Source organism: Microvirga brassicacearum, assembly GCF_008757455.1.
GTDB classification, from domain to species: domain Bacteria; phylum Pseudomonadota; class Alphaproteobacteria; order Rhizobiales; family Beijerinckiaceae; genus Microvirga; species Microvirga brassicacearum.
Genome location: NZ_VCMV01000020.1, coordinates 1 through 23,631, shown reverse-complemented (window position 1 = coordinate 23,631; position 23,631 = coordinate 1). Strand labels below are relative to the sequence as shown.

The window sequence follows — 23,631 nt, the reverse complement described above, 5'->3', positions numbered from 1 at the left end:
GGCAGAAGCCGAAATATAAGGGGGGGCGGGGGAAGTGAGGAGCGCTCCGGAAATCTACTACAGTTGTATTGTATATTCTTCGCCAGAATCAACTTTCCGCAAGAGGTCGATTGTTGACGACGACCACTTTCTAGTCTCCGCGCTTCTGCCGATTTTTATTTTGCAGTGATATCTATTATCTGAACGCCGGATGTCGATACCTTTTTCCGACTTTATTCGATCGAGAAGCTTACCAGCAACGTGCCAACCTTTACCCCCTAGGCGCTGGCCAACCTGTGTCAATGTCAGTGGATGGGTCAAGTTAGTGTTGTTAGCTTGCACTATACCAAGCAACCGAGGCAACTCGTCTTCATTGTCGACGACTCTCTCAAGAGCATCATAGTTCACCTCTATAGAACCCCTAGGGATATCAGATCTTATAAGCTTATAAGTACGCGCCGCCAAGGACCTTACCAGTTTAGTATTTATCGATTTTAGCTCTTGACTTGCACCAAGCTCGGAAAACAACCAGTCAAAATCATTAGTAACTATCGCTCTCACCCGAAACTGGCTTCCAGTACTAAAAATCACATGTTCATCTTGAAAGCTTGATTTCGTATCTACTGAATCACCCCATTTTACGTAAAAAATATTGTCAATAAAACCATCTGCGTCCGCGATAAGCTCCCCAACGTCTTCAATAATTGATCGCACATTTGGATCGTTGAACCCATACCCAAATATAAACACTGGATGTTCAGCAAAATAGGTCAAAAGTTTTGCCGAAACATATTTTTTCTTGTATGCGAAATCCTGATAATCAGATTCAGTTAAAACCATAGAAGACAAATCGCTGACACAGCCATGTATTTTGAATATCTACCCGAAGCTATTCATGTTGTACTTGATGACTTTTTGCCCTATAATGGGCTCATACCCATCATAGATTTTTTCTAAAAAGGTGTCGAAATTAGTAGTGATAACAGCATGCGGGCGAATATCTCTAAGTAATCCAATCTCCTCTCGGAGTTTTTTATCTGTGAGTTTTGAGATTTTTGGAGTTATTTTTATTAAATTGTCGGATATTAGATGTTTAATGAATATGTCAGGCGAAAACTTCTCATTATAAAGATCCTGTGGGAAAGACTTCTTGCCTTTTCCCCAGGCCCACGCATGAATTCGCTCTATAAGACTCGTGCCAATTTTTACTGCATCGTTTTTTGATATCTGGGCGTAATACTCATAGTCGGGTCCTCCATCATCCACCGCTTTAAGCGCAGTTGCCAACGCCCCATGCCAATCCGGAGCTTGAAAATATCTCCTCGATAACCCTGCACCAACGAAGAGAATTGGCTGGCATTCTTTTGCTGCAAGCGTCTCCTTCATTAGGAGAGCGATCCGCTTTTTGTAGTCAGCAAATGCTCCTGTTTCCGGCATTGACATATTCCCTCGCACTCTCACGGAGACTACCGCTTGTACGAAAGACAGCAACCGTAACTACCGTCCTTCCACAGGTTGAGATCATTTCGTGAGTGCTGGATTTCGTCCGAAACGAGACTTAGAATCCAAGCGGGATCCGCCCCAGCGCATCCGCGACCGCAATAAACTTCACCACATCCTACTGCCGCTCGCCGCGCTCGTGCGTCAGAAACATTCGTGGTCGCTCCCGCCCCCATGCCCCTCCCCTGGCGCCAATCCCGCGAAGCCGATCTCTGGCTCCGGGTCGACCCTGCCAAGGCCGTCCGCGGATTTGCTCAAACTTACAGCGAGCAGGCCGGCGAGGAGGCGTTGCTACGGGCGTTGCTGGCCGAGCGGGATGGACGGCGCGAGGCGGCCGGGTTCTGGTTGCGGGTATATGAGGGATGGCAGCAGCGGGAAAAAGCGGCTGCTGTGTAACACCGCGTCATCACCGGGCTTGGCCCGGTGATCCACGCCTCCTGCGCGCAAAGACTTGGGTGGCCGGGTCAAGCCCGGCCATGACGGCGGTAGAGTAGTCACGCCAACGATCTCGGCGAAGCCTTCAACCCGTCACCACTCTCTCAAGCAACTCGCGCGGCTCCACCCCCAACGCCTCCGCCACCGCAATAAACTCCACCACATCCAACTGCCGCTCGCCGCGCTCGTACTTGCTCACGAACGTGTTGTAAGCCCCCAGCCGCGCCGTCAGCTGGTCCTGCGTCAGGCCCGCGCTCTTCCGCGCGGCCTTGAGCACGGCGCGGAGGCGTTCCTGCCGTTTCGTATGGATCGATTTTCGCATGCCCGGCCCCAACACAAGGGCAGGCGAAATATGCTGTTTTAGGAAATTAGCCAAAACAGCTACTAGCTAAATCAGCTATTTTGTTTCATCTTCCACCCATGTCCCTCCCCTGGAAACGCTCCCGCGAAGCCGATCTCTGGCTCCGACTCAACCCCGCCAAAGCCCTCCGGGTCCTCGCCCAAGGCCACGGGCAAGCCGGCGAGGAGGCGTTGTTGCGGGCGTGGCTGGCCGAGCGGGATGGGCGGCGGGAGGCGGTTTTGTTCTGGCTGCGGGTCTATGAGGCGTCCCGGGGGCGGCAGGAGAATGCGGCGGCGGCCGAGTAGCACCCTTCCGTCATGCGCGGGCTTGTCCCGCGTATCCACGCCTTGAACCGCTCGGCGGGAAGAAGACGTGGGTGGCCGGGTCAAGCCCGGCCATGACGATCGCAGGGGCGATCACGCCGAGTATGTTGGGCAGTCTTCGTTCCGTCGCGACCCTCTCGAACAGCGCGCGTGGCTTCACCGGCGGCCGAGTAGCACCCTTCCGTCATGCGCGGGCTTGACCCGCGTATCCACGCCTTAAACCCGCTCGGCGGGAAAAGACGTGGGTGGCCGGGTCAAGCCCGGCCAGGACGTGGCGCCGTGTTGGTCACGCCGATGATCTCGGCGAAGTTTTCAACCCCTCGCGACTTTCTCAGACAGCGCGCGTGGAACCACCACCAACGCCGCAGCCGCAGCCGCAGCAATAAACCAGCCAGACGCACGGGCCGGGTCGAAGCCTAAGACTCCGTCTCGAAACTCACGAAGGTCGCAACGTTCGTCGGATGAAGATCAGGCTGCGGCTGCATAGAGCCGCCCCAATCTTCCGCATCACTTCCGGCAGGCGAAGGGTGGGAAGGTGCTGGCCGTTCCGGCGTTCATCGCCACGACGACCATGATGTTGGCGAGGTCGAGTTCCTCGGTGGAACGGGGGCAGACATTGGCTCTCGCTGTGCAACCGGACGCCAGGAACACCTCGTGGGCGGCGAGGAACTCCGGTCCCAAGCCCCGCGTTCCGCGCCGCGCGAGGGCGTCGGACCAGCCTTTTGTGTAGCGGGCGCACTTCACCTCGGACCAGCTTTGCGACTGGCTGTCCTGCGCGATGGCGACCGAAAAGCCGCTCGCGATCGAGGACGCCAGCAGGGCCAAAAGGGCGGCGATCAATTTCGACGGACGGCTCATCTCACTCTCGGTTCACGCGGCGCCGGGGGATGGAACATGCGGATAGGTCTGCGTCAAGATTCCAGGCGTTCAGGGGGAGCGAGACTTCGTCCAGCCCACTCCGTCATCACCGGGCCTGGGCCGGTGATCCGCGCCTTCTCCCGAGCCGAGGAGAAGACGTGGGTGGCCGGGTCAAGCCCGGCCATGACGGCGGCGGAATGGCGGCGGGCAAAAAGCGACTGGCAAGAGGCAACTTGGCAAAAAATCGGTTGGGCGAAAAGTGACTGGGCAAAATGCGACCGGGAAGTTGGCCGTCTCAAGGCCCCTCCACCATCACCTCATAATGCTGCGCCTTCTCGTCGAACCGCGCGAGCACGGCGCGGGCGGCCGGCGGTACGACCGAGGTTTCCCAGTCCGGCCCGGCAAAATCCTTGACCGCCTCCCACGAGGCAAACCACATCACGGTGATGAACTCGACCTCGTCCCCCAACGGGCGGCGGAAGAGTTCGATGTGGCGAAGGCCTGCGATTTTGCGGGCGATGATGCCGGGAAAGATGGTGTGGCGGATCAGGTTCTCGTACGCGTCGGCGTTCTCGCGGCTCGTCCAGCCGTGCCACAGGCGTGAAATCATCGCGCGCTCCTTGGGCGAGGTGGCACAAACTATGACCCGGATCGCCCGATGAGGAGACAAAAAATCGCAATCGGCGATGCGCGAGCCTATAGCGGCACCGAGAACGAGCAGTTCAGGCCGGAGGGGTCGAAGCGCATCTGCAGGGCGCCGTCGAGTTCGGCGCAGATGCTGCGCTCGATGAGTTTCGAGCCGAAACCCCGGCGCGAGGGTTCGGTGACGGCGGGGCCGTCCCGCTCGATCCAATCGACCAGCAGCAGCGGCCGGCCGTCCGGGTCCGGGGCGGTGCGCCAGGCGATGGCGACGCTGCCTTGGGTGGCCGAGAGCGAACCGTATTTGACCGCGTTGGTGGCGAGTTCGTGAAAGGCCATGCCGAAGCCCAGCGCCTGTCGCGGCGTGAGGCGGATGGGCTCGCCGGTGGCGCAGACACGGCGCTCGTCGATGCCGCCGAAGGGCTTGAGTTCGGCGTTGAGAATTTCCCGCATGCAGGCGCTCTCCCACAAGCCTTCCGTGAGAATGTTGTGTGTCGCCGAAAGGGCGAAGAGGCGGGCCTGAAAGGCGTCGCGGAAAGCCTCGAGCGTGCTGCTGCCGCGCAGCGTCTGCAAGGCAAGCGACTGCACCACCGACAGGGTGTTCTTCACCCGATGATTGAGCTCGTGCACCAGCAGCGTCTGGCGCTCCTGGGCGAGCTTGCGCTCGGTGATGTCGAGACAGGCGCCGATCATCAACGCGGCCGGCCCCTTGCCGTCCCGGATCATGCGGCTGCGGGCATACATCCACCGCACCGCGCCATTCGGCAGCACGGCGCGGAATTCATAATCGGCCACACCCCTGATGACGGCCTCATTGATGGTCTTGCGCACATGGGCGTGATCGTCCGGGTGGATGAACCGGGCGAATTCGGCTTCCGTTCGCGGCGCATTGTCGGGATCGAGGCCGAAGAGATGGATCAGGGCCGGGTCCCATTCCACATGCTTGCTGCGCAGGTTCCAGCGCCAGGTGCCGGTGCCGGAGGCCTCCAGCGCCGCAACCAGCCGCTCCTGTGCCACCTCGAGGCGCTCCACCGCCGCCCGGAGCGACGCCGCCACCACCACCGAGAGTCCGCCGGCGAGAAGGTAGAGCCCGAGATCCATGAGCGCCCGGGGATCGGCCAGCCCGTGATTGTCGCCTCGCCGGAACAGCAGGATCGAAACGGCACCGAGCAACAGCGCGAACAACCCCACCCTGCCGCCGCCCAGAACGGCCGCCACCAGCACCACCGGGTAGAGCATGACGTCGCACAGCGTGTCGCCCAGCAGCGGGTGCAGCGAAAGACGAACGAGCACCGCGGTCGACACCATGGCGACCGCAAGCCCATAGGCGAGGCTCGAATGAGTGGGGATCAGCTTGGTGGAGCGGATGAGCAAGGCCGGCAGCGCCCTAAGGGAAAGAAACACAATAACATCGAGCAGGAGGCCTTGCTAGCCCCGCTCGATGCGGGCGCGCACGGGAGCTTTCCCGTGCAACAAATGCCCGGCGCGAGGCCGGGCATCAGATCGTCGTTCGGGGCCGGCTAGATCCGGCCGAGCAGCAGCAGGATCAGCAGGATGACCAGGATGACACCGAGCACGCCGCTCGGGCCGTAGCCCCAGCCGCGGCTGTAGGGCCATGCGGGAACGGCACCGAGAAGCAGAAGAATGACGATGATGAGCAGAATAGTGCTTGTTGCCATGTGAGCGTCCTTGACCTTTGTTGATCCGCCGAACTCGCGTTTCCTGCCTTCTCGGATTCAACCCCGACGATCGAGGTCGTTGCCGCCCCGGGATGAGAGCGCAGGCTCCGTGCAGGAAAACTTGGCCGTGAGGAATAGGTTCCATCGTGGCCGGGACGGCTCCCCGGAATGGTCGGAGCGTCGGGAACGATGCCCGCTCCTTGCACGTTGAACTCCGGGTTATCGGGTGTCAGGCGGCGTCCGGCCCGCTCATTGAGGGAAGCCGCAGAGCCCATGAACAAGGACGACAAAACCGATCCCAAACGCCAGATGGGCCAGTCTTGTGAGATCGAAGGGGTCCCAGGATCCGCCAGATCCTCACCAGGATTGTCGCGTTCCGTTCAGACGCAACTGGGCCAGCGCCTGCGCCATTTCTACGAATCCCTGTCGCTGGGCGAGACGCCGGTGCCCGACCGTTTCATCGACATCATCAATCGCCTCGAACAGATGACGGCGGAGAAGAAGCCATCATGACCATCGACGCCTCCGTGCGCGATTCGATGCTCAAGGCAACACCGAACCTGCGGGCGTTCGGCATTTCGCTGACCAACAATGTGGACCGGGCCGACGACCTGGTGCAGGAAACCCTGGTGCGGGCGATCGCCAATATCCACCGTTTCCAGCCGGGGACGAACATGCAGGCATGGCTCTTCACCATCCTGCGCAACCTCTTCCATTCCGAATACCGGAAACGCCGGCGGGAGGTGGAGGACGCGGACGGCAAATACGCCGCCACCCTTTCGGTCCAGCCGGACCAGATGCCCCATCTCGACTTTGCCGACCTGCAGACGGCCCTCGCCCTGCTGCCGCATGAGCAACGCGAGGCGCTGCTCCTCGTCGGGGCCTCGGGATTCTCCTACGAACAGGCAGCCGAAATCTGCGGATGTGCCGTCGGGACGATCAAGAGTCGCGTCAACCGGGCGCGCAACCGTCTCGCGGACATCATGCATCTCACGGACGTCGAAGAGGAGCTTGGGCCTGACCGCCTGACCTTATCGGTCATGGCCGCCGTCGCCTGAGCCTCCGGCAATTCCCCAAAACGAAAAGAATATCGCGCGCCTGCCGTGCAGGGGAAAACCCTGCACGAGGAGCCGATTTTAGCGCATCGCGCTTGAATCAGCCGCCGGGTTCGGTTCAGGCGCAGGCTGTCGGGCGAACCGCAGCCATTTCGCCCAATCATGCGCTAGCGGCGACGGAACTGCGGGTTGCCGCGCTGCGGCGGACGCGGGCCGGTGGAGCCGGAATCCTTGTGACGGAAAATGAGGCGGCCCTTTTCGAGATCGTAAGGGGACATCTCGACTGTTACCCGGTCACCCGCCAAGGTCTTGATGCGGTTCTTCTTCATCTTGCCGGCCGTGTAGGCGATAACCTCGTGCCCGTTATCGAGTTGCACGCGATAGCGCGCATCGGGCAAGATTTCGGTCACCAGACCCTCGAACGTGATGAGTTCTTCCTTTGCCATGCAAAGCCTTCCGTCTCAAAAACAAAAAAGCCGCTCCTCAGCGGAACGGCTGAAATGCGAGAGGGCGTGACGAACACACCCTCCAGCACGAAAAAGCCTTACGCGTTCTGCAGGTTTACTGCCGAAGCGCGGCCGGTGCGCTGATCGGTCTGAAGCTCGTACGAGATCTTCTGACCTTCCCGGAGGCCGCGCATACCGGCGCGTTCAAGCGCCGTCGCGTGGACGAAGATGTCCTTGCCACCGTTGTCGGGCTGGATGAAACCGTAGCCCTTGGTTTCATTGTACCACTTCACCGTTCCCGTTTCCATGGGAATTCCTTTCACTGACGTCCTGCACGTAGGTGGAAACCGATACCGAACCACCCATTCGTCGATATTGGTAGGGAGAAGGAACGTGCGCCCGGCAGTGCCAAAGCGAAGTAGCCCAGTCGTCCGGCCAAATGTCGATCGTTTTTCGATAGAGTATAGTGCCAAAAAATGCAAGGCGTTCGCCGCCGCTAGCCTACGGCTGGACCTGCGAAACCTGATGAGCGGCGCCCATCCTTCTGAAGATGCCGCCGACCTGCTTGAACGGGCAAGTCCGGCGGGACTTTCTTCTGGTTGAGTTTTGGTCGCTGCCGCAACGGCAGCCCGGTGTTTTTTGACGTTGGTCTCTTGCCTTTCCAAGGCGGGCCTGCAACCCCATATCTGGCCCGAACAGCATGGGACGAATAATGGCAGGCATTTCCGTCACGCTCGACGGCGACAACATCCAACTCTCCTTTCAAAAGGGTGGCCAATCGACCGCCGTGGTCATGGATCCCCATGCGGCCCGCTCGCTCGTGCAGGCGCTCGACCAGCTCCTCGTGGCCATCGGCGAGAGCGCGTCGCAAAGCGAGGAAGGATTCGAGGAGATGGTGGACGTCACGTCGCCCACCATCGATGTGGGTACCGACGAGACGGGTCTCTCGGTGATCGCGCTGCAGGCCGGCAACATGGCGCCGTTCATGCTCCGCCTGCGCGACGAGGAAGCGCGCCATATCGCCAACAGCCTGCTGGAAATCCTCAACAGTCCGCCCGACGCCCGCATCTCCCTCGGCGGCCACTGAACGCCTCCACGGCAGCGTTCGAGGCGGCCAAAACGGAACTTCGATACCCGGTTGCGGTTGTCGAACGCGGGTCGCGTGTGGCCGCATGGCGGGGCAGTTCGATGACGGTGCACAATCCCGACTTTACACCGATCGCCCATCCGGGCGTGCCGATCCTCGACGCGAAGGCGGAACCGACGCTGAAATACCCGGAATCGGAGGCATTCTATGCCGAAGCCTTGCGGGAGCTGAACCAGCTCGGCCTGCCCTATCTGTTGGCCGGCACCTATGCGCTCTCGGCCTATACGGGGATCACCCGCCCGACGAAGGACCTCGATATCTTCTGCAAGGCCGGCGACTACACGCGGGTCCTGTCGCATTTCAAGAACCTGGGTTACGCGGTGGAGATCGAGGACGATCGCTGGCTCGGCAAGGTTTTCAAGGGAAAGTACTTCTTCGACGTCATCTTTGCGTCGTCGAACGGCACCATGCCGATCGGCGATCTCTGGTTCGAAAACGCCCGTCAGATCGAGGTTTTCGGCTCACCGGTGCGGATTGTCGGGCCGACCGAACTCGTCTGGTCGAAGTGCTTCATCCAGCTTCGTCACCGCTATGACGGCGCCGACGTCGCGCACACCATCCTGAAGGCCCACCACCTCGTCGATTGGCACCAGCTCCTGGCCTACATGGAGGTGCATTGGGAGGTGCTTCTCATGCACCTGCTCAACTTCCGCTGGATCTACCCAACCGAGCGCGACAACATTCCGCGATGGGTGATGGACGAGCTTCTCGATCGTCTCTCCAAGCAGCTCGATCTTCCCCTGCCGCAGATGAAGGTCTGCCGCGGTCGCATGTTCTCGCGCGTCGATTACGAGATCGACGTGAAGGAATGGGGCTTTGCCGACGTGGGTGGCGAGGGCGAGTGGCGGAATGACTGACGCATTCACGCCGCTGCGGATCGCCGCCATGGGTGACCTCCACATCCGGGAGGACAACGCCGCTTCGTACCGCGAACTCTTCGGCGAAATCTCGCGGGAGGCCGATGTGTTCGTCCTGACGGGCGACCTGACCGACCTCGGCCTCGCACGCGAGGCGGAGCTGCTGGCGCATGATCTGAAAGCCTGCTCGATTCCCGTCGTGGGCGTTCTCGGCAATCATGATTACGAGAGCGGCGAGCAGGAGGAGGTGAAGCGCATCCTGCGAGACACCGGCATGCATGTCCTCGACGGCCAATCCTGCGAGATCGACGGCGTGGGATTTGTCGGCGTCAAGGGATTTGCCGGCGGCTTCGGGCGGCGCATGCTCGGCTCGTTCGGCGAGCCTGCCATCAAGCAATTCGTCCACGAGGTCATGAACGAGACCCTGCGCCTGGAAAACGCCATGCGCCAGGTGCGGTCCAAACGCTCGCTCGTCATCCTGCACTACGCTCCGATCGTCGAGACGATCGAGAGCGAACCGCTGGAGATCTATCCCTTTCTCGGCTCATCGCGGCTGGCCGAGACGATCGATCGCTTCACCGTCACGGCCATCGTGCACGGACATGCCCATCGGGGTCGCTATGAGGGACGCACGCCGGGCGGGCAGCGCGTCTACAACGTCGCCCGTCACATCGAGAAGCCGACGGGCAAACCCTACGCGATCATCGAAATCTAAGGGAAATCGAGGCTTATCGGCGCACGCCTGGATCGGTGGGAGTGCCCGGCAGGTAATCCGGCTCCGATCCCGGCCCCTTGGGGTCGGAAATCCCCGGATCGTTCACCGGATAGGGCGTGCGCGGACCGGTCGGCCCGATATCCGGCACCTCATCGGGCTCCGGGAGCGGCGGCACCTCGCTCGGGATATTTCCGCCAGGGATCGGTTCAGTCGGATTGCCGGGATTGACCATTCGGTGTCCTCGTCCGGTTCACGGTGTCTCGAGAGACCAACCGAGGGAGGGTCGGCCCGTTCCACAAAAACGCCTCATGCCGATAAGGAACCTGCGCGAAAAGAAGCCGTTCCCCGCCCGGGACATCCATCAGCGGAGAGCGCGATATGCCAGACATCAAACAGGCGAAAATCCTCATCATGGCGACGGACGGTTTCGAACAATCGGAACTTCTCGTCCCGCAGGAAAAACTGACGGAAGCGGGCGCGACCGTTCACGTCGCCGCGCCGAAATCGCGGATGAAATCCGGCAAGATCTACGGATGGAGCGAGAGCGACTGGGGCAAGACCGTATCGGTGGACAAGGATCTCGACGACGTGAATCCGTCCGAATACGATGCCCTCGTTCTCCCCGGCGGCCAGATCAACCCCGACAAGTTGCGCGTGGAGCCGAAGGCACTCGAGATCGTGCGGGCCTTCTACTCGGCCGGCAAGACGATCGCTGCCATCTGCCACGCCCCGTGGCTGCTCGTGGAAGCCGGCGTGATCAAGGGCAAGAAATGCACGTCCTATCACTCGATCAAGACCGACGTGATCAATGCCGGCGGACAATGGCGCGATGAAGCGGTGGTGGTCGACAAAGGCCTGATCACAAGCCGCAATCCCGGTGATCTCGACGCATTCTCGGCCAAGATCATCGAAGAGGTTCGGGAAGGCGTCCATACCGGCCGCCAGGCCGCCGAATAGGCGACCGACGTCAACAAAAAAGCGGCCGGTGCTGAACCGGCCGCTTTCGTTTCAATCGCTGGCGAAATCCGCTACGCCTGCTGGATCGCCGACAAGATCCAGGGTCCGTTGCGGTCGCGCCGGAACGTCCACACTTCCCGGGCCTCGACCGGTTGCGCCGGGTCGCCATCGATGATCCGGCCGCTCGCCTTCTCGGTGGTGACGTCGATCAGGCCGTAGCGCATCGCGACGGTCGCATAATCGACCTCGCCCTCGCGCCAAGATTCTGCCAGATCACCTTGCAGAAGCTTCACGTCCGAGACGCGGTTGACCTCGCCGCGAGCCGCGAAATCGTTGAGCTCTTCCTGGATGTAGCCGGCCATTTCCGGCGTGGCCATCGACCAGATCTTCTCGATGTCGGAACGGGAATAGGCGTCCTGCATCTCCATAAGGGAGCGCTCGAAAGAGGCGAAATCCTTCTCGCCGATTCCGACCTCGTCACGAATGCCGGGGCGCGTGGCGCGCGGAGCCTTCGAGAGGCCACCGAGAGCACCCAATCCGCCCAAACCTGCGCCACCCAAACCGGCGCCGAGGCCGCCTCCGCCAGCCGTGCGGGCGTTTCCGGTCGGAGGCACGGAGCCCGCCGGCATCGAGCGGGCATGGCCCTGGCTCGCATAGGCCGGCTCCTGCCGCTTGCGGAACCACTTCATAGCGAACGACACGAGAAGCACGACCAGGCCAATCTGCAACAGGAGGCCGAACATCGACGCAAGACCGCCGAGGCCGCCGAAGAACCCATTGCCCATCAGCATTCCGAGCAGGCCGGCGCCGAGAAGGCCGGCCATCAGGCCGGTACCCAGCCCGAAACGGCCCGGCTGGGCTGCCGCGGGCGCGCCCGTTGCCGGTCGGTTGATCCCCTGGTTCGGGACCTGCGAACGCTGGATGGGTGCAGCCGCCCCGGGCGCCGTATTGGTGCTTGGAGGCGCAGACCAAGTGCGCGAGCCGCGCGAGCCCATGCTGCCGCGCCCGCCCATTCGGGCCTCGGCCGCGCTGCCGGCGAAAATCAGCACCGCCGCCAGAGCGATCAACACGCGGCCGCGGCGGGAGGTTTTCGTCATCATCATCTCGGTCAATTCCCTGGAGTAGGTTTGATTATGACCTCATATGGGAAGCCGGCAGCGGTAGCAAAAGATGCCCTGAGGCCGCTACCTTTCGTTAGAACCGTCGACCGCTTCGACGCGGGCCGGCATTTGCCCGAGGCCGGTCACGTCCGAAGATCCTTGCGATGAGCCGGCGAGGACGAGGCGATTCGGGTGAAATCGCGCCGGAAGAAGAAATGATTCTCGTTTTGTTCCATCCTCGGCGCTTTGGGTTACCCCTTGTTCCGTCAGCGTTATTTTTGGACGCAGCTTAGAAATCCCCGTTATTCACAGGGGTTTCCGCCTCGGAGGGCGAATGGCCGAGGTTCTTAGTCTGTTCCTAGGAGAAAAAGAGGCTGGCCGCGCCGGAAGGAAGCCGACGCGGCCCATTCAGAATGTCCGCGTCGGCCTTGAAGAGTATCGGATTTGGGGAGATCAGGCGGCCTTGGCCTTCGGCAGCACCTCGGCCGAATAATCATCCATCAGGATTTTGGTCATCTCACCCGGAACATAGGTGTGAGCGCCCACTTCGGACACGGGGGTGACCTCGGCGGCGGTTCCGGTGATGAAGCATTCGGTGAAACTGCCCAGTTCGTCCGGCATGATCCGCCGCTCCGCGACCTCGAAGCCGCGGCGCTTCGCCAATTCGATGACCGTCTGCCGGGTGATGCCGTCCAGGAAGCAATCGGCGGTCGGCGTGTGGACGACGCCGTCCCGGATGAAGAAGACATTGGCGCCGGTGCACTCGGCAACGCGGCCTTGCCAATCGAGCATCAGCGCGTCCGCGTAGCCCCTTCGTTCCGCGCGATGCTTGGAGATGGTGCAGATCATGTAGAGGCCCGCCGCCTTGGCGGTCGAGGGAGCCGTCGCCGGGTCCGGGCGCCGGTAATCGGCCATGTCGAGACGGATGCCCTTCATCTTCTGGGCGGGGTCGAAATAGCTCGGCCATTCCCAGGTGGCGATCGCCAGGTGGATCTTGTTGTGCTGGGCCGCCACGCCCATCATCTCCGATCCGCGCCAGGCAACCGGGCGCAGATAGGCATCCTTCAGGCCGTTCTTCTCGATCACGGCGAGTTTTGCCGCGTCGATTTCGGCGACCGTAAAGGGAATCTCGAAATCAAGGATCTGGCCCGACTTCTTGAGGCGTTCCGAATGCTCGCGCGACTTGAAGACCACGCCGCCATAGGCGCGTTCGCCTTCAAACACACTGGAGCCGTAATGCAGGCCGTGCGTCAGCACATGCACCTGCGCGTCCCGCCAGGGTACGAATTGTCCGTCGTACCAAATCCAACCATCGCGTTGATCGAAAGGGGCAGCGGACATCGTAAGTCTCCATTGAGGGGCGGCCGCTTGGCGTCGGGCCGCGTAATTTCGTAAGCGTTACCGTGTGGTTTGAATTTCATTCATTTCACGGAAGCGCCTTGACGAGTAACAATCGTCCTGAGATATGTCAACAAGGCTGACTTAAAAACTCGTCGGCCGGCAACCGGACTGGATGGATCCCACAGTGCCTGAAGCAATTCCCGTCATTCGCCCGCGAACCTCCGGCGCCGATGTTCTCGCCGAAACCCCGGCCTATGACCTCATCGAGCTCTTCTTCTTCGCCTATCGCGACTTCGTGAGCGATCCCGACCGGATCCTCGATGAGTATAATTTTGGCCGAGCCCACCACCGCGTGCTTCATTTCGTCGACCGCCAACCGGGCCTAACCATCGCCGAATTGCTCGATATCCTGCGGATCACCAAGCAGAGCCTGAACCGCGTCCTCAAGGAGCTCATCGAGAAGGGCTTCATCGAGAGCCGCACCGGGACCGCAGATCGTCGGCAGCGCCATCTTCACGCCACGCCGCAGGGGCGTCATCTGGCCCTCAAGCTGGCGCGGCTGCAGACCCGCCGGATCATGCATGCCCTGGCGGAAATGGATCCCGAGGCCAAGAATCTGGTCAGCGGCTACCTGCTGGCGCTGATCGATCAGGACGACCGCGCCCACGTCCAACGCCTCGTATTCGGCGAAAAAGAAACCTGATAGACATCGGCCCATGGAGCCCGCACGCATCGATATCCCCGATCACGCGCCGCACGTCCTCGTGGTGGATGACGACCGGCGGCTGCGTGAGCTTTTGGCCCGCTTTCTCACCGAAAACGGCTATCGGATCACCACGGCCGCCAGCGCCGCCGAGGCGCGTGCCAAGAGCGAAAGCGTTCTCTTCGACGCGCTCGTCCTCGACGTGATGATGCCAGGAGAGACCGGCTTCGACTATGCCCGGAGCCTGCGGCAGGTCTCGCAGATTCCCATCCTCATGCTCACCGCCCGCGCGGACACCGCCGACCGGGTCACCGGGCTCGAGATCGGCGCCGACGATTATCTGCCGAAACCCTTCGAGCCGCGCGAATTGCTGCTCCGCCTCGGCAACATCCTGAAGCGCAATCACGCGGGGGCCGGCGCACCGAACACGGATGCCCTCGAGGTCGTCCATTTCGGCCCCTTCTCATTCCGCTTCGATCGCGGCGAGTTGCGGCGAGGCGACGAGGTCGTGCGGATTACGGAGCGCGAGCGCGAAATCCTGACGATCCTCGGCATGCGCACCGGCGACAACGTCCCCCGTGAAGAGCTCTCCGGGAACGGCACCGCCGCCAACGAGCGCACGGTCGACGTGCAGATCAACCGGCTGCGCCGCAAGATCGAGATCGATCCTGCCAATCCCATGCTGCTGCAGACCGTTCGCGGCGTCGGGTATCGCCTCGTCATCGATCGATGAAGATCGGTTCCGCCTTCGGATATTCCCCGTTCGATCGGGCCATGCGGTGGATCGGCCGGTTCCTGCCGAAGGGCCTCTATGCGCGCTCGCTCATCATCATCATCGCACCGGTGGTGCTGCTGCAATCAGTCGTCGCCTACGTCTTCATGGAGCGCCATTACCAGCTCGTGACACGGCGATTGTCGTCTGCGGTCACGGCCGATATCGCCGCCCTGATCGATATCTATGAACGCTATCCGCAGGATCGCGACGCCACGACCCTGACGCGCATCGCCTCCGAACGGCTTCAGCTCGACGTGGACATTCTCCACGACACCGACCTGCCGCCGCCGGCCCCCAAACCGTTCTTCTCGATCCTCGACGAAACCCTGTCCGAGGAGCTGCGCCGTCAGGTCGACCGGCCTTACTGGATGGACACGATCGGCCGGTCGAACTTCGTCGAAATCCGCGTGAAACTCGATCCCAATACGGTGATGCGCGTGCTGACGCGCAGCTCTCAGGCCTACGCGTCCAATTCGCACATCTTCCTCGTGTGGATGGCGGGCTCGTCGCTGATCTTGCTCGCCATCGCGATCCTGTTCCTGCGCAATCAGATCAGGCCGATCCTGCGGCTTTCGGAGGCCGCCGAGGCGCTTGGAAAAGGGCGCGAGATCGAGTTTCGTCCGCGCGGCGCGCGCGAAGTGCGCCAGGCCGGACACGCCTTTCTTGAAATGAAACGACGAATCGAGCGCAATCTCGAGCAGCGCACGACCATGCTCAACGGGGTCAGCCACGATCTGCGCACCATTCTCACGCGCTTCAAGCTGTCGCTGGCGCTCATCTCGCAGACCCCCGAGGTGGAAGACCTCGAACGCGACATCGACGAAATGACCCGCATGCTGGAGGGCTATCTCGCCTTTGCCCGCGGCGATCTCGGCGAGCAGGCGATCGTGACGGATCTCCGCCCGCTTCTCGAAGAACAGCAATTGGATGCCGAGCGGCAAGGTCACGCGACGTCGCTCGACATCGTCGGCGACCCGATGATCACCGTCCGACCGGATGCCTTTCGGCGCCTGCTCGTCAATCTGGTGGCCAACGCCGCGCGGCACGGCGATCGCATCGAAATCCTCGCCAATCACGAAACCCGCTGGCTGGTCATTCACGTGGATGATGACGGGCCGGGCATTGTCCCGGAGATGCGCGAAGAAGTCTTCAAGCCGTTCTTCCGCCTCGACGAGGCGCGCAATCAGGACGAGGGCGGGTCTGGACTGGGCCTTGCCATCGCGCGCGATATCGCCCGCGCCCATGGCGGCGACATCACACTCGGCGAAAGCCCGTTGGGCGGCTTGCGCGCAACCGTCCGCCTGCCGGCGTGACCGGCGGCGCGGCGGGGAGGAAGGCGCGCCCACATTGATGGTTGTCAGGGTTTTTTGAGGAGCGCCTCGAGCCTAGGCCGTGAACCCATAAACGCCAACGGCTGAGATTGGTGGGAAGCGGACCTACACAGGTCCATCTGCGAGCTCAGCATTCAGTGCTGACGCAAGTTCGAAAAATCTCCTGCGGACGCTAGACGAGTAGGGATTCGCGCTCTCGATTGCCTCAAAGACCTCCGGCGCATCGTGGCGGACCATGTTCACGGCCTCCAGCAGCAGATCAAAGCTCTTCGTGGTCATGCGCGTCGGCAACGGCTCCATCTGCACTAGTACCTTTGCAATGAGATGCGTGAGTCCTTGGACAGTCGCCGCTTCGCGATCATGGTCTTCAGGTGTGGTCATGATGACGTTCAACCGGAGTTGATGTCGGAGGAACGCGGCCAAACGAAAGCAGCGGCGACCTCGGATCGGACACACGGCGATCTTCAATCCTGCGATGCCGCCGCGCGCGCTCTGTGGGCCAAACAGCGGGTGCGTAGCCACTATCTCGGCATGCGCCGGAAGCCCGCGCTTCATGATATCGGCCGGTCCTAGTTTCACCGATCCCACGTCAAGTACGAGCGATCCGGGCTGGATATGGGGAGCTACGGCATCGACGATCTCCTGCAGGCGTCCGACGGGCGTGGCAAGCACGACCACCGGGCAACTCGCTGCCATCTCAAGACTGGTGAGCGCGACATCGTGACATTCGGCGATCGGCTGGAGGCCAGGAGCAGGGTCATACGCGCACAGCCGAAAGTACGGTCGAATGTGGCGTGCGATGAGCTGCCCAAAGGCGCCGAAGCCTATGATGCCGATAATCGAGCTTGGCCTGGTATCGCTGCCGTTTGGCATGGACTAACCTCTGCAAGGCTGCGAAGCCAGAGGCGTCCTGCCGGAACTCAAGCGCTGGCTGAGCAGCGGTTGAGCAACGAAAGCACACCGGCCGCTATGAAAGCGGCGCGCAATGGCGAACAATATTACAAGTCATGCTGAGGCCGTAGCCGCCCGCGGATGAAATGTCAATCAATGCCACCCGATACGACAAGCTCGCCGCCGACTTCCTCGCTATGCTTCAGCTCGCCTCAATGCGGCTTTGGCTCCGCGCTTATGAGTCTGCGGCCTAATACAGCCGCCCACCCACCGGGACATCCCGCGCCGGCCCGATCAGCATCACCTCGCCATCCGCGTCGGGCACGCCGAGGGTCAGGACTTCCGACATGAACGGCCCGATCTGGCGCGGCGGAAAATTGACCACGGCCAGGACTTGCCGGCCGACGAGTTCCTCAAGAGTGTGATTCACGGTGATCTGGGCGGACGAACGCTTGATGCCGATCTCCGGGCCGAAATCGATGACGAGTTTGAAGGCCGGTTTACGCGCCTGCGGAAACGGCTCGGCCGACACGATGCGCCCGACCCGGATATCCACCTGCATGAAATCCGCGAACGAAATCTGCGCGGTGTCTGTCTGATCCATTAAGCCCCCTTGCCCGACAGCGGTCAGATTGCCGCTGCCGGATCGTTCGTTTCGCCATTCTCCGCGCGTCTTGTGCGCGATCTGGGTGACGATGATGAACATTCCTCGATCACAGCCCGCCCGAAAGCCCGAAATGGTGCCGTGAGGCGACGCAGATCTTCCGCCTGCTCCAGCAGGCCCTCCCCTCGCCGCAACGCGCGGTCGAGCCGCGCCATGGTTCTGGCGAGCGCCGGATCGTCGTCGTCCAGCCACACGCGCAGCGTCCGGCCAAACACCAATGCGGCACCCTGGAGCTTCAACCCGCCCAGCCGTCCCTCGGTGGAGATGCCCGCCGCGGCGAGCATGAACCGCTGGGAGTTGAGCGACACCTGATTGAGCGCCGCAAGCGACAGCGGGTCGAATTGCAGATCGCGCATCATCCGTCGCAAGGCCGGCTTGTAGGGCGTCAGGGCATCGAGACGGCGCATCATCACGTCGAATACCCGCTCCCGCGCCGGTTCGCCGGCAAGATCCTCGCTCGTGCCTTCCAGGACCTTGCGATCGATCCCGCGTGAGAACGCTCCGAGGATCGCGCCTTTCGAGGGAAACAGCTCTCGAAATTCCGACAAGGGGACGTTCGCCGCCTGCGCGATGTCGGCAATCTCGATCTCATGCCAGTCCTTGCGCGCCGCGAGGCCCATGAGCGCCTGGACGATGGCATCGCGTTTCGACGAGGACGAGGATTCGGCCGTCATGATGATCTCCTCAGGGATGTTCCGTTACGCTTTATGTAGCGCTGGACGCGTCCGCTTCACGCCGCTCAGCCCGAGAGTTCGCCGGCACGTCGCTTTGCCGCAGCCACCGCCTCGCGCATAAGCGCCTGGAGGCCGTTGGGATCAGCCATCAGGACCTCCAGCGCAGCCGCAGTGGTGCCGCCCGGCGAAGTGACGTTCTGGCGCAGGATGGCGGGAGGAAGTTCGCTCTGGAACAGCAATTCGCCGGCGCCCGTGACGGTCGCGCGCGCGAGCCGTTCCGCGAGATCCGCCGGGAGCCCGGCCGCCTTGCCGGCCTCGGCCAGGCACTCGACGAGATGAAACACATAAGCCGGCCCCGATCCCGACAGGGCCGTGACCGCGTCGATGAGATCCTCGCTCTCGAGCCATTCGACGATCCCCACGCAGCGCAGAAGCGCATCGGCTGCGCGACGCTGCTTCTCGGTCACTTCGCCACTTGGTGCAGCGCCCGTCGCCCCGCGCCCGATGCTGGCCGGCAGATTCGGCATGGCCCGGACGATCGCGGTCGCGGCGGGAAGCCGCGCCCTCAGGTCGCCGATGGTCTTGCCGGCAAGCACCGAAACCAGAACGGTCTGCGGGCCGAGAATTGCGTTCACCTGCGCGGCGGCATCGTCGAGCAATTGCGGCTTGATCGCCAGAACGACGACCTCGGGCGCCCCCGGCGTCGTGGGGTTCAGCGCAATTCCGCGTTCATGGCACAGGCGCGTCATCTCATCGGACGGGCGCGGATCGAGAACGGCGACGCCTTCCGGCGCCATCCCGTTCGCAAGCCAGCCCTCGAGCATGGAGCCGCCCATCTTGCCGGCACCGACGAGAACGAGAGAGGAGGGAAGGTCTTGAGCGTGCAACGACATGGCAACCTGACAACAGAGGATCCGGAGCCGCAATCTAGATCAGATTGGCACGATGCGGATACCTGCTATCGGAAGGCAATTGTGGACCTCCCACGGAGGCCGCGCTCAGGCCTCGCCTTCGGTTTCGAACAGCACGAAATCAAGCGCCTCGCGAGGCGTTCTTCCGGCCCAGAGAACAAACTGGAATGCCTGGAAGTAGCGCTCGCAGGCCTCGACCGAGACGCGCAACATCGTCTCGCATTGCCCCGAGGTCGCGTCGGCGCCCCCCGCCAGCAGCAAGGCGTGGCGGAACATGACCGTGTTCTCGGTGCTCCAAAGGTCGAAATGGCCGACCCAGAGTTGCTCGTTGATCTGCGACAGCAGTTGAAGGATGTCGTGACGGCGCCGATCAGGCACCTTGAGGTCGAACGCGCAGGCAACGTGAAGCGCCTCGACATCCTCGATCCATGTGAACGCCACATGGTATTCCGCCCACCGACCGCTCACCGACACGGACATCTCGTCGGTCGCCGTCCGATCAAACATCCATTCGCGGATAGACGCCAGTCTCTCCACAACGTCGAGAGGATGTTCCACGCGATCTATCTCGACTTGCAACTGACGCATATCAATCCACGAGGCTCAGTCTCCCGAAAACTTAAAGCATTCAAGGAAACGTGATTACATTTTAGCCGGCTGATACGCCATATTACCGGTGCGAATACGTTATGATCCAGCACAAGTCGGCGCTTCGGCGACGAATCAACTCACGGATCGACAGTCCTAGATTTCGATAGGCGTCACAATGCACTCATACGACCTGTCCACAACAGGTCCCCTGACGTGCCTGCATACGCGCTAGGATCAGGGCGCAGGCTTCGCCTTGGCGCTCGGCGATGCAGGTCTCGCCTCAAGCGCGTTGAGCCGAGCCTCGAGACGCTCGTTCTCTTCGCGGGTGGCGACAACCATGTCGCGGAGCACTTCAAGCTCCTCGCGCGTGGCCACGTCCATTTCCTTGAGGAGGCGCTCGATTTGGCCTCGCACGACAGTTTCGACCTCGCGACGCACCCCTTGGGCGGCACCGGCCGCATCGGTGGCGAGGCGGGCGATTTCGTCGAGAATGCGGTTCGAAGATTGGGTCATGTGAGCGTCCACGATCGGCCAAGGATGGGATAAGGCGAGTTCCGCCAAGATGTGGGCGTATTCCGACGAAACTGCAACAGTTCCCGGCTTGGTAACAGGGTTGACGCCCGGGCTCGCCCCGGTCCAATGGCAATGGTTCATCAAGGCTCCTGCATGCCGTCGCTCACTTTTCCGATTATCGATCCGATCGCGTTCTCGATCGGCCCGTTCGCCATCCGCTGGTATGCGCTCGCCTACGTGACGGGGCTCCTGGGGGGCTGGTTCTACGCCAAACGCCTCGCGGCGAGGACGGAATTGTGGGCGCCGCAGCGCCAGCCGAAACCCGTCGATGTGGATGATCTGATCGTCTGGGTTGCCCTCGGCGTCGTGCTCGGCGGTCGGGTCGGCTACGTGCTGTTCTACAATCTCTCAACCTATCTGGCGCAACCGCTCGAAATCTTCGCCGTGTGGCGGGGCGGGATGTCGTTCCATGGCGGACTTTTGGGGGCGGCGCTCGCCATCGTGTTGTTTGCCCGCACCCGCAAGCTCAATCCGCTGACGATGCTCGATCTGGCCTCCACCGTGGCGCCCATCGGGTTGTTTTTCGGCCGCATCGCCAATTTCATAAACGGCGAATTGTGGGGCCGGACCGCGATCGATTTTCCCTATGCGGTCGTATTCCCCCATGCCGGTCCCCTGCCCCGGCATCCGAGCCAGCTCTATGAGGCGTTCGGAGAGGGATTGCTGCTCTTCATCCTGATGGCGATCGCCGTTCGGTTGTTCGGCTTCCGTCGCCCCGGCCTGCTCGGCGGCATCTTCATCCTTGGCTACGCCATCGCGCGCATCGTCTGCGAGTTCTTCCGCGAGCCGGACGAACAACTCGGATTCCTGTTTGGCGCTTCGGTGCAGGCGCTCAGCGGCGGCATCACGATGGGGATGCTGCTGTCGATCCCGATGGCGCTCCTCGGGATGGGTGTGATCATCGTGGCGTCGCGCGGCTATACGCAGCCGCGCACGGAGACGGCGTGAACAGCCTTGGCGACAATCTGCGCGAATTGATCACCCTCGAGGGGCCGATCACCGTCGAGCGCTACATGGATGTTTGCCTGAAGCATTATTATGCGACCCGCGATCCGCTCGGCACCGCGGGCGATTTCACCACATCGCCGGAGATCAGCCAGATCTTCGGCGAGTTGCTGGGCTTGTGGATGCTGGAAATCTGGCAAGCGATCGGACGGCCGGCGAGCGTCAACCTCGTCGAACTGGGGCCGGGACGCGGTACGCTGATGGCCGATATGCTGCGCGCCGCAAAGGTGCTGCCCGAGTTCCTGACCGCCGCAACCGTGCACCTTGTCGAGACGAGCCCGGTTTTGCGCGAGAAACAGCAGGCAATTCTCGCCGCCTCAGGCGCGGCCATCACCTGGCATGACAGTTTTGCGGCCGTACCAGACGGCCCTCTGCTGCTGGTCGCCAACGAGTTCTTCGACGCCCTGCCCGTCCGCCAGTTCGTTGCGACCGAACGCGGTTGGTGCGAGCGGCTCGTCGGCATCGAGGGCGATGCCTTGATCTTCGGGTTGAACGCCGAACCGCAGCGCGGTCTTGGCCATCCACCGCAGATCGGCGCGATCCGCGAAGCCCATGTCGCCTCCACGGCGTTGATACGCGACATCGCGGCCCGGCTCGCGCAGCATCGCGGCGCCGCCCTGATCGTCGATTACGGTTATTGGGGCCCGGCTTTCGGCGATACCCTGCAGGCCTTGAGGGGACACGCCTATGTGGACCCGCTCGACGAGCCAGGCGAGGCCGACCTCACGACGCATGTGGATTTTGCCCAGCTCGCTCACACCGGCCTTGCCGCCGGCGCCAGCATTCACGGCATCGAGACGCAAGCAAATTTCCTCCACGCACTCGGAATTGCGACGCGTGCGACGCGGCTCAAACAACGGGCCACGCCCAAACAGGCAATCGCCATTGATCAAGCGGTCGGCAGGCTGACCGCAACCGAAGGGCGCGGCATGGGCGAGCTCTTTAAGGTTTTGGCGCTAACCGATTCCGGTCTTGAAAGCGTGCCGGGTTTGCACGCGCGCCTGGAAGCGCCGCAGAGGTGAAGCAGATGTATATCGAAGCGCCGGAACTCGCCTCCTATCCCAATATCAAGCACGCCTTCTTCACACGCGTTGGCGGCGTCTCGGAGGGCATCTACGCGTCGCTCAACGGTGGCCTGGGCTCGTCCGACGATCCCGCCCGCGTGGCGGAGAACCGTCGGGTGATGGCGGAGGATCTGGACGTTGCTCCCGGGGCATTGATCAGCATCCACCAGGTCCATTCCGCGGACGCGGTGATCGTCGAGGGCCCGTGGCCCGGCGACCGCCCCAAGGCGGACGGAATGGCCACCGTCGTCACCGGCCTCGCGCTCGCCGTCACGACCGCCGATTGCGGCCCGATCCTTTTTGCCGACCCGCATGTGAACGTCGTCGGCGCGGCTCATGCGGGCTGGCGCGGGGCGTTGGGCGGGGTGCTCGAATCAACCATCATCGCCATGGAACGCCTCGGTGCGAGGCGAGACAAGATCGTGGCCGTCCTGGGCCCGACGATCAGCCAGGGCGCCTACGAGGTCAGCGCCGATTTCGTGGCGCGGTTTACCGGCATCGACCTCGCAAACGAGCGCTTCTTTATCGCCGGCGAACGGGCCGGCCACGCGATGTTCGACCTGCCGGGCTTCATTGGGATGCGGCTCGAATCGGCCGGGATCGGGGAATTCGCGAATCTGGGCCTCTGCACCTATGCCGACGAGGAGCAGTTTTTCAGCTATCGCCGCACCACCCACCGGGGCGAACTTGATTATGGTCGGCTGATCTCGGCCATTACCCTGGTGCCACAAGTTCTCTAGGAACGAACAATTTTCCTAGTCCGATGAAACCAACGGCAAAGCTGCGCGTTGGGATTCGGAAATACCGAAGGGGAAGATCCGTCTGTTACTGCCACAATCCCGCCATAGTACGATCCGTTGCTGTTGTGGAGATGTCACAGACCTCGCGAGATTCCTCCCTTATATACGCCCCGTCTGAACTTGGCGTTGGGACACCCCGCGCCAAGAATATGGAATAGGAATCAAACCATGAAGAAACTTCTTCTCGCCACTGTCGCGGTCTTCGGCTTTGCCGGTGCTGCTGCGGCTGCGGATCTGCCGTCGCGCTATGCTCCTCCCCCGGTCATCGCAGCTGTGCC

The 23,631-nt window shown here is 62.0% G+C and carries 32 protein-coding genes and 1 pseudogene; 15 read left to right on the top strand and 18 right to left on the bottom strand.

Going from position 1 to position 23,631, the window contains the following annotated elements; genetic code table 11:
• Positions 1-57 precede the first annotated feature (57 nt).
• A complete protein-coding gene (locus tag FEZ63_RS13240; protein WP_275552346.1) occupies positions 58-849 on the bottom strand; it encodes an SIR2 family protein in 792 nt (263 codons plus the stop codon).
• Between the two features lie 9 nt (positions 850-858).
• Positions 859-1,416: an SIR2 family protein gene (locus FEZ63_RS13235; RefSeq protein WP_150945167.1), complete on the bottom strand. Its 558-nt coding sequence runs from the start codon at positions 1,414-1,416 to the stop codon at positions 859-861.
• 219 nt (positions 1,417-1,635) lie between these two features.
• Here FEZ63_RS13235 and FEZ63_RS13230 point away from each other — a divergent pair, with 219 nt between their 5' ends.
• Positions 1,636-1,875, top strand: coding sequence for a hypothetical protein (locus FEZ63_RS13230; RefSeq protein ID WP_150945164.1), 240 nt, complete (start codon positions 1,636-1,638; stop codon positions 1,873-1,875).
• 124 nt (positions 1,876-1,999) lie between these two features.
• Here the strand turns inward: FEZ63_RS13230 and FEZ63_RS13225 are convergent, their stop codons facing one another.
• Entirely contained in the window at positions 2,000-2,236 is a 237-nt protein-coding gene (locus tag FEZ63_RS13225) for a helix-turn-helix domain-containing protein (protein ID WP_150945162.1), read from the bottom strand.
• Between the two features lie 98 nt (positions 2,237-2,334).
• Between FEZ63_RS13225 and FEZ63_RS13220 the strand changes: the two genes are divergently transcribed.
• Complete coding sequence (locus tag FEZ63_RS13220) at positions 2,335-2,559, top strand: hypothetical protein (protein WP_150945161.1); 225 nt, start codon at positions 2,335-2,337, stop codon at positions 2,557-2,559.
• A gap of 525 nt (positions 2,560-3,084) precedes the next feature.
• Here the strand turns inward: FEZ63_RS13220 and FEZ63_RS13215 are convergent.
• The 4 genes from FEZ63_RS13215 to FEZ63_RS13200 form a co-directional block, all read right to left on the bottom strand.
• On the bottom strand, positions 3,085-3,435 hold the full coding sequence (locus tag FEZ63_RS13215; protein WP_150945159.1) for a hypothetical protein: 351 nt from the start codon (positions 3,433-3,435) through the stop codon (positions 3,085-3,087).
• A 295-nt stretch (positions 3,436-3,730) separates the two neighbouring features.
• Positions 3,731-4,045 carry an antibiotic biosynthesis monooxygenase gene (locus FEZ63_RS13210; RefSeq protein WP_150945156.1) on the bottom strand — a complete coding sequence of 105 codons (315 nt, stop codon included), beginning with the start codon at positions 4,043-4,045 and terminating at the stop codon, positions 3,731-3,733.
• Between the two features lie 86 nt (positions 4,046-4,131).
• On the bottom strand, positions 4,132-5,478 hold the full coding sequence (locus tag FEZ63_RS13205) for a sensor histidine kinase (RefSeq protein WP_150945154.1): 1,347 nt from the start codon (positions 5,476-5,478) through the stop codon (positions 4,132-4,134).
• Between the two features lie 116 nt (positions 5,479-5,594).
• A complete protein-coding gene (locus FEZ63_RS13200; protein WP_150945152.1) occupies positions 5,595-5,753 on the bottom strand; it encodes a DUF3309 family protein in 159 nt (52 codons plus the stop codon).
• Positions 5,754-6,026: 273 nt separating this feature from the next.
• On the opposite strand from FEZ63_RS13200, the gene FEZ63_RS13195 reads away from it, so the two are divergent.
• A complete protein-coding gene (locus FEZ63_RS13195) occupies positions 6,027-6,266 on the top strand; it encodes a NepR family anti-sigma factor (RefSeq protein WP_150945150.1) in 240 nt (79 codons plus the stop codon).
• On the top strand, positions 6,263-6,811 hold the full coding sequence (locus tag FEZ63_RS13190) for a sigma-70 family RNA polymerase sigma factor (RefSeq protein ID WP_201274168.1): 549 nt from the start codon (positions 6,263-6,265) through the stop codon (positions 6,809-6,811). The genes FEZ63_RS13195 and FEZ63_RS13190 overlap by 4 nt, the downstream gene beginning before the upstream one ends.
• 164 nt (positions 6,812-6,975) lie before the next feature.
• On the opposite strand, the gene infA is transcribed toward FEZ63_RS13190, so the two are convergent.
• Together infA and FEZ63_RS13180 are read right to left on the bottom strand one after the other, a co-directional pair.
• Positions 6,976-7,254, bottom strand: a complete 279-nt coding sequence (infA, locus tag FEZ63_RS13185) for a translation initiation factor IF-1 (RefSeq protein ID WP_150945148.1) — start codon at positions 7,252-7,254, stop codon at positions 6,976-6,978.
• Positions 7,255-7,352: 98 nt separating this feature from the next.
• Positions 7,353-7,562: a cold-shock protein gene (locus tag FEZ63_RS13180; protein WP_150945146.1), complete on the bottom strand. Its 210-nt coding sequence runs from the start codon at positions 7,560-7,562 to the stop codon at positions 7,353-7,355.
• A gap of 404 nt (positions 7,563-7,966) precedes the next feature.
• On the opposite strand from FEZ63_RS13180, the gene FEZ63_RS13175 reads away from it, so the two are divergent.
• From FEZ63_RS13175 to FEZ63_RS13165, 3 genes are all read left to right on the top strand, one after another.
• A complete protein-coding gene (locus tag FEZ63_RS13175) occupies positions 7,967-8,341 on the top strand; it encodes a hypothetical protein (RefSeq protein WP_150945144.1) in 375 nt (124 codons plus the stop codon).
• A 101-nt stretch (positions 8,342-8,442) separates the two neighbouring features.
• Positions 8,443-9,258: a nucleotidyltransferase family protein gene (locus tag FEZ63_RS13170; RefSeq protein WP_150945142.1), complete on the top strand. Its 816-nt coding sequence runs from the start codon at positions 8,443-8,445 to the stop codon at positions 9,256-9,258.
• Complete coding sequence (locus FEZ63_RS13165; RefSeq protein WP_162419745.1) at positions 9,251-9,973, top strand: metallophosphoesterase family protein; 723 nt, start codon at positions 9,251-9,253, stop codon at positions 9,971-9,973. The genes FEZ63_RS13170 and FEZ63_RS13165 overlap by 8 nt, the downstream gene beginning before the upstream one ends.
• 13 nt (positions 9,974-9,986) lie before the next feature.
• On the opposite strand, the gene FEZ63_RS13160 is transcribed toward FEZ63_RS13165, so the two are convergent.
• Positions 9,987-10,205: a hypothetical protein gene (locus FEZ63_RS13160; RefSeq protein ID WP_150945140.1), complete on the bottom strand. Its 219-nt coding sequence runs from the start codon at positions 10,203-10,205 to the stop codon at positions 9,987-9,989.
• Between the two features lie 146 nt (positions 10,206-10,351).
• Here FEZ63_RS13160 and FEZ63_RS13155 point away from each other — a divergent pair, with 146 nt between their 5' ends.
• Positions 10,352-10,930: a type 1 glutamine amidotransferase domain-containing protein gene (locus tag FEZ63_RS13155; RefSeq protein WP_150945138.1), complete on the top strand. Its 579-nt coding sequence runs from the start codon at positions 10,352-10,354 to the stop codon at positions 10,928-10,930.
• Between the two features lie 71 nt (positions 10,931-11,001).
• Here FEZ63_RS13155 and FEZ63_RS13150 read toward each other — a convergent pair whose 3' ends face one another.
• Complete coding sequence (locus FEZ63_RS13150) at positions 11,002-12,030, bottom strand: Tim44 domain-containing protein (protein ID WP_150945228.1); 1,029 nt, start codon at positions 12,028-12,030, stop codon at positions 11,002-11,004.
• Positions 12,031-12,483: 453 nt separating this feature from the next.
• The gene (locus FEZ63_RS13145) at positions 12,484-13,371 is read right to left on the bottom strand and encodes a branched-chain amino acid aminotransferase (RefSeq protein ID WP_150945136.1); all 888 of its coding nucleotides are present in this window, start codon (positions 13,369-13,371) and stop codon (positions 12,484-12,486) included.
• A gap of 172 nt (positions 13,372-13,543) precedes the next feature.
• Between FEZ63_RS13145 and FEZ63_RS13140 the strand changes: the two genes are divergently transcribed.
• Genes FEZ63_RS13140 through FEZ63_RS13130 form a run of 3 tightly spaced genes read left to right on the top strand, consistent with a single transcriptional unit; the run spans position 13,544 to position 16,162 of the window.
• The gene (locus tag FEZ63_RS13140; protein ID WP_150945134.1) at positions 13,544-14,074 is read left to right on the top strand and encodes a MarR family winged helix-turn-helix transcriptional regulator; all 531 of its coding nucleotides are present in this window, start codon (positions 13,544-13,546) and stop codon (positions 14,072-14,074) included.
• 13 nt (positions 14,075-14,087) lie between these two features.
• Positions 14,088-14,807 (top strand): response regulator, encoded by a 720-nt coding sequence (locus tag FEZ63_RS13135; protein WP_150945132.1) that lies wholly within the window; start codon positions 14,088-14,090, stop codon positions 14,805-14,807.
• On the top strand, positions 14,804-16,162 hold the full coding sequence (locus FEZ63_RS13130; protein WP_150945130.1) for an ATP-binding protein: 1,359 nt from the start codon (positions 14,804-14,806) through the stop codon (positions 16,160-16,162). The genes FEZ63_RS13135 and FEZ63_RS13130 overlap by 4 nt, the downstream gene beginning before the upstream one ends.
• Positions 16,163-16,285: 123 nt before the next feature.
• Here the strand turns inward: FEZ63_RS13130 and FEZ63_RS13125 are convergent, their stop codons facing one another.
• A complete protein-coding gene (locus tag FEZ63_RS13125) occupies positions 16,286-17,053 on the bottom strand; it encodes a prephenate dehydrogenase/arogenate dehydrogenase family protein (protein WP_150945128.1) in 768 nt (255 codons plus the stop codon).
• A gap of 176 nt (positions 17,054-17,229) precedes the next feature.
• Between FEZ63_RS13125 and FEZ63_RS13120 the strand changes: the two are divergent.
• Positions 17,230-17,325, top strand: a pseudogene (locus FEZ63_RS13120) (IS5/IS1182 family transposase); the annotation flags it as partial.
• Here the strand turns inward: FEZ63_RS13120 and FEZ63_RS13115 are convergent.
• The 5 genes from FEZ63_RS13115 to FEZ63_RS13095 form a co-directional block, all read right to left on the bottom strand.
• Complete coding sequence (locus FEZ63_RS13115) at positions 17,322-17,675, bottom strand: tRNA-binding protein (protein ID WP_150945126.1); 354 nt, start codon at positions 17,673-17,675, stop codon at positions 17,322-17,324. The pseudogene FEZ63_RS13120 and the gene FEZ63_RS13115 overlap by 4 nt on opposite strands.
• A 23-nt stretch (positions 17,676-17,698) precedes the next feature.
• The gene (locus tag FEZ63_RS13110; RefSeq protein WP_150945125.1) at positions 17,699-18,409 is read right to left on the bottom strand and encodes a TetR/AcrR family transcriptional regulator; all 711 of its coding nucleotides are present in this window, start codon (positions 18,407-18,409) and stop codon (positions 17,699-17,701) included.
• 65 nt (positions 18,410-18,474) lie between these two features.
• Positions 18,475-19,302 (bottom strand): pyrroline-5-carboxylate reductase, encoded by an 828-nt coding sequence (gene proC, locus FEZ63_RS13105; RefSeq protein ID WP_150945123.1) that lies wholly within the window; start codon positions 19,300-19,302, stop codon positions 18,475-18,477.
• Between the two features lie 105 nt (positions 19,303-19,407).
• Positions 19,408-19,908, bottom strand: coding sequence for a type III secretion system chaperone family protein (locus FEZ63_RS13100; protein ID WP_150945121.1), 501 nt, complete (start codon positions 19,906-19,908; stop codon positions 19,408-19,410).
• Positions 19,909-20,145: 237 nt separating this feature from the next.
• Positions 20,146-20,424, bottom strand: coding sequence for an accessory factor UbiK family protein (locus FEZ63_RS13095; protein ID WP_150945119.1), 279 nt, complete (start codon positions 20,422-20,424; stop codon positions 20,146-20,148).
• A gap of 153 nt (positions 20,425-20,577) precedes the next feature.
• Between FEZ63_RS13095 and lgt the strand changes: the two genes are divergently transcribed.
• From lgt to pgeF, 3 genes are read left to right on the top strand one after another with little or no spacing between them, the layout of a single operon-like run.
• Positions 20,578-21,432: a prolipoprotein diacylglyceryl transferase gene (lgt, locus tag FEZ63_RS13090; RefSeq protein ID WP_150945117.1), complete on the top strand. Its 855-nt coding sequence runs from the start codon at positions 20,578-20,580 to the stop codon at positions 21,430-21,432.
• A complete protein-coding gene (locus FEZ63_RS13085; protein WP_150945115.1) occupies positions 21,429-22,511 on the top strand; it encodes a class I SAM-dependent methyltransferase in 1,083 nt (360 codons plus the stop codon). The genes lgt and FEZ63_RS13085 overlap by 4 nt, the downstream gene beginning before the upstream one ends.
• Positions 22,512-22,516: 5 nt before the next feature.
• Positions 22,517-23,293: a peptidoglycan editing factor PgeF gene (gene pgeF, locus FEZ63_RS13080; RefSeq protein ID WP_150945226.1), complete on the top strand. Its 777-nt coding sequence runs from the start codon at positions 22,517-22,519 to the stop codon at positions 23,291-23,293.
• Positions 23,294-23,631: the final 338 nt, after the last annotated feature.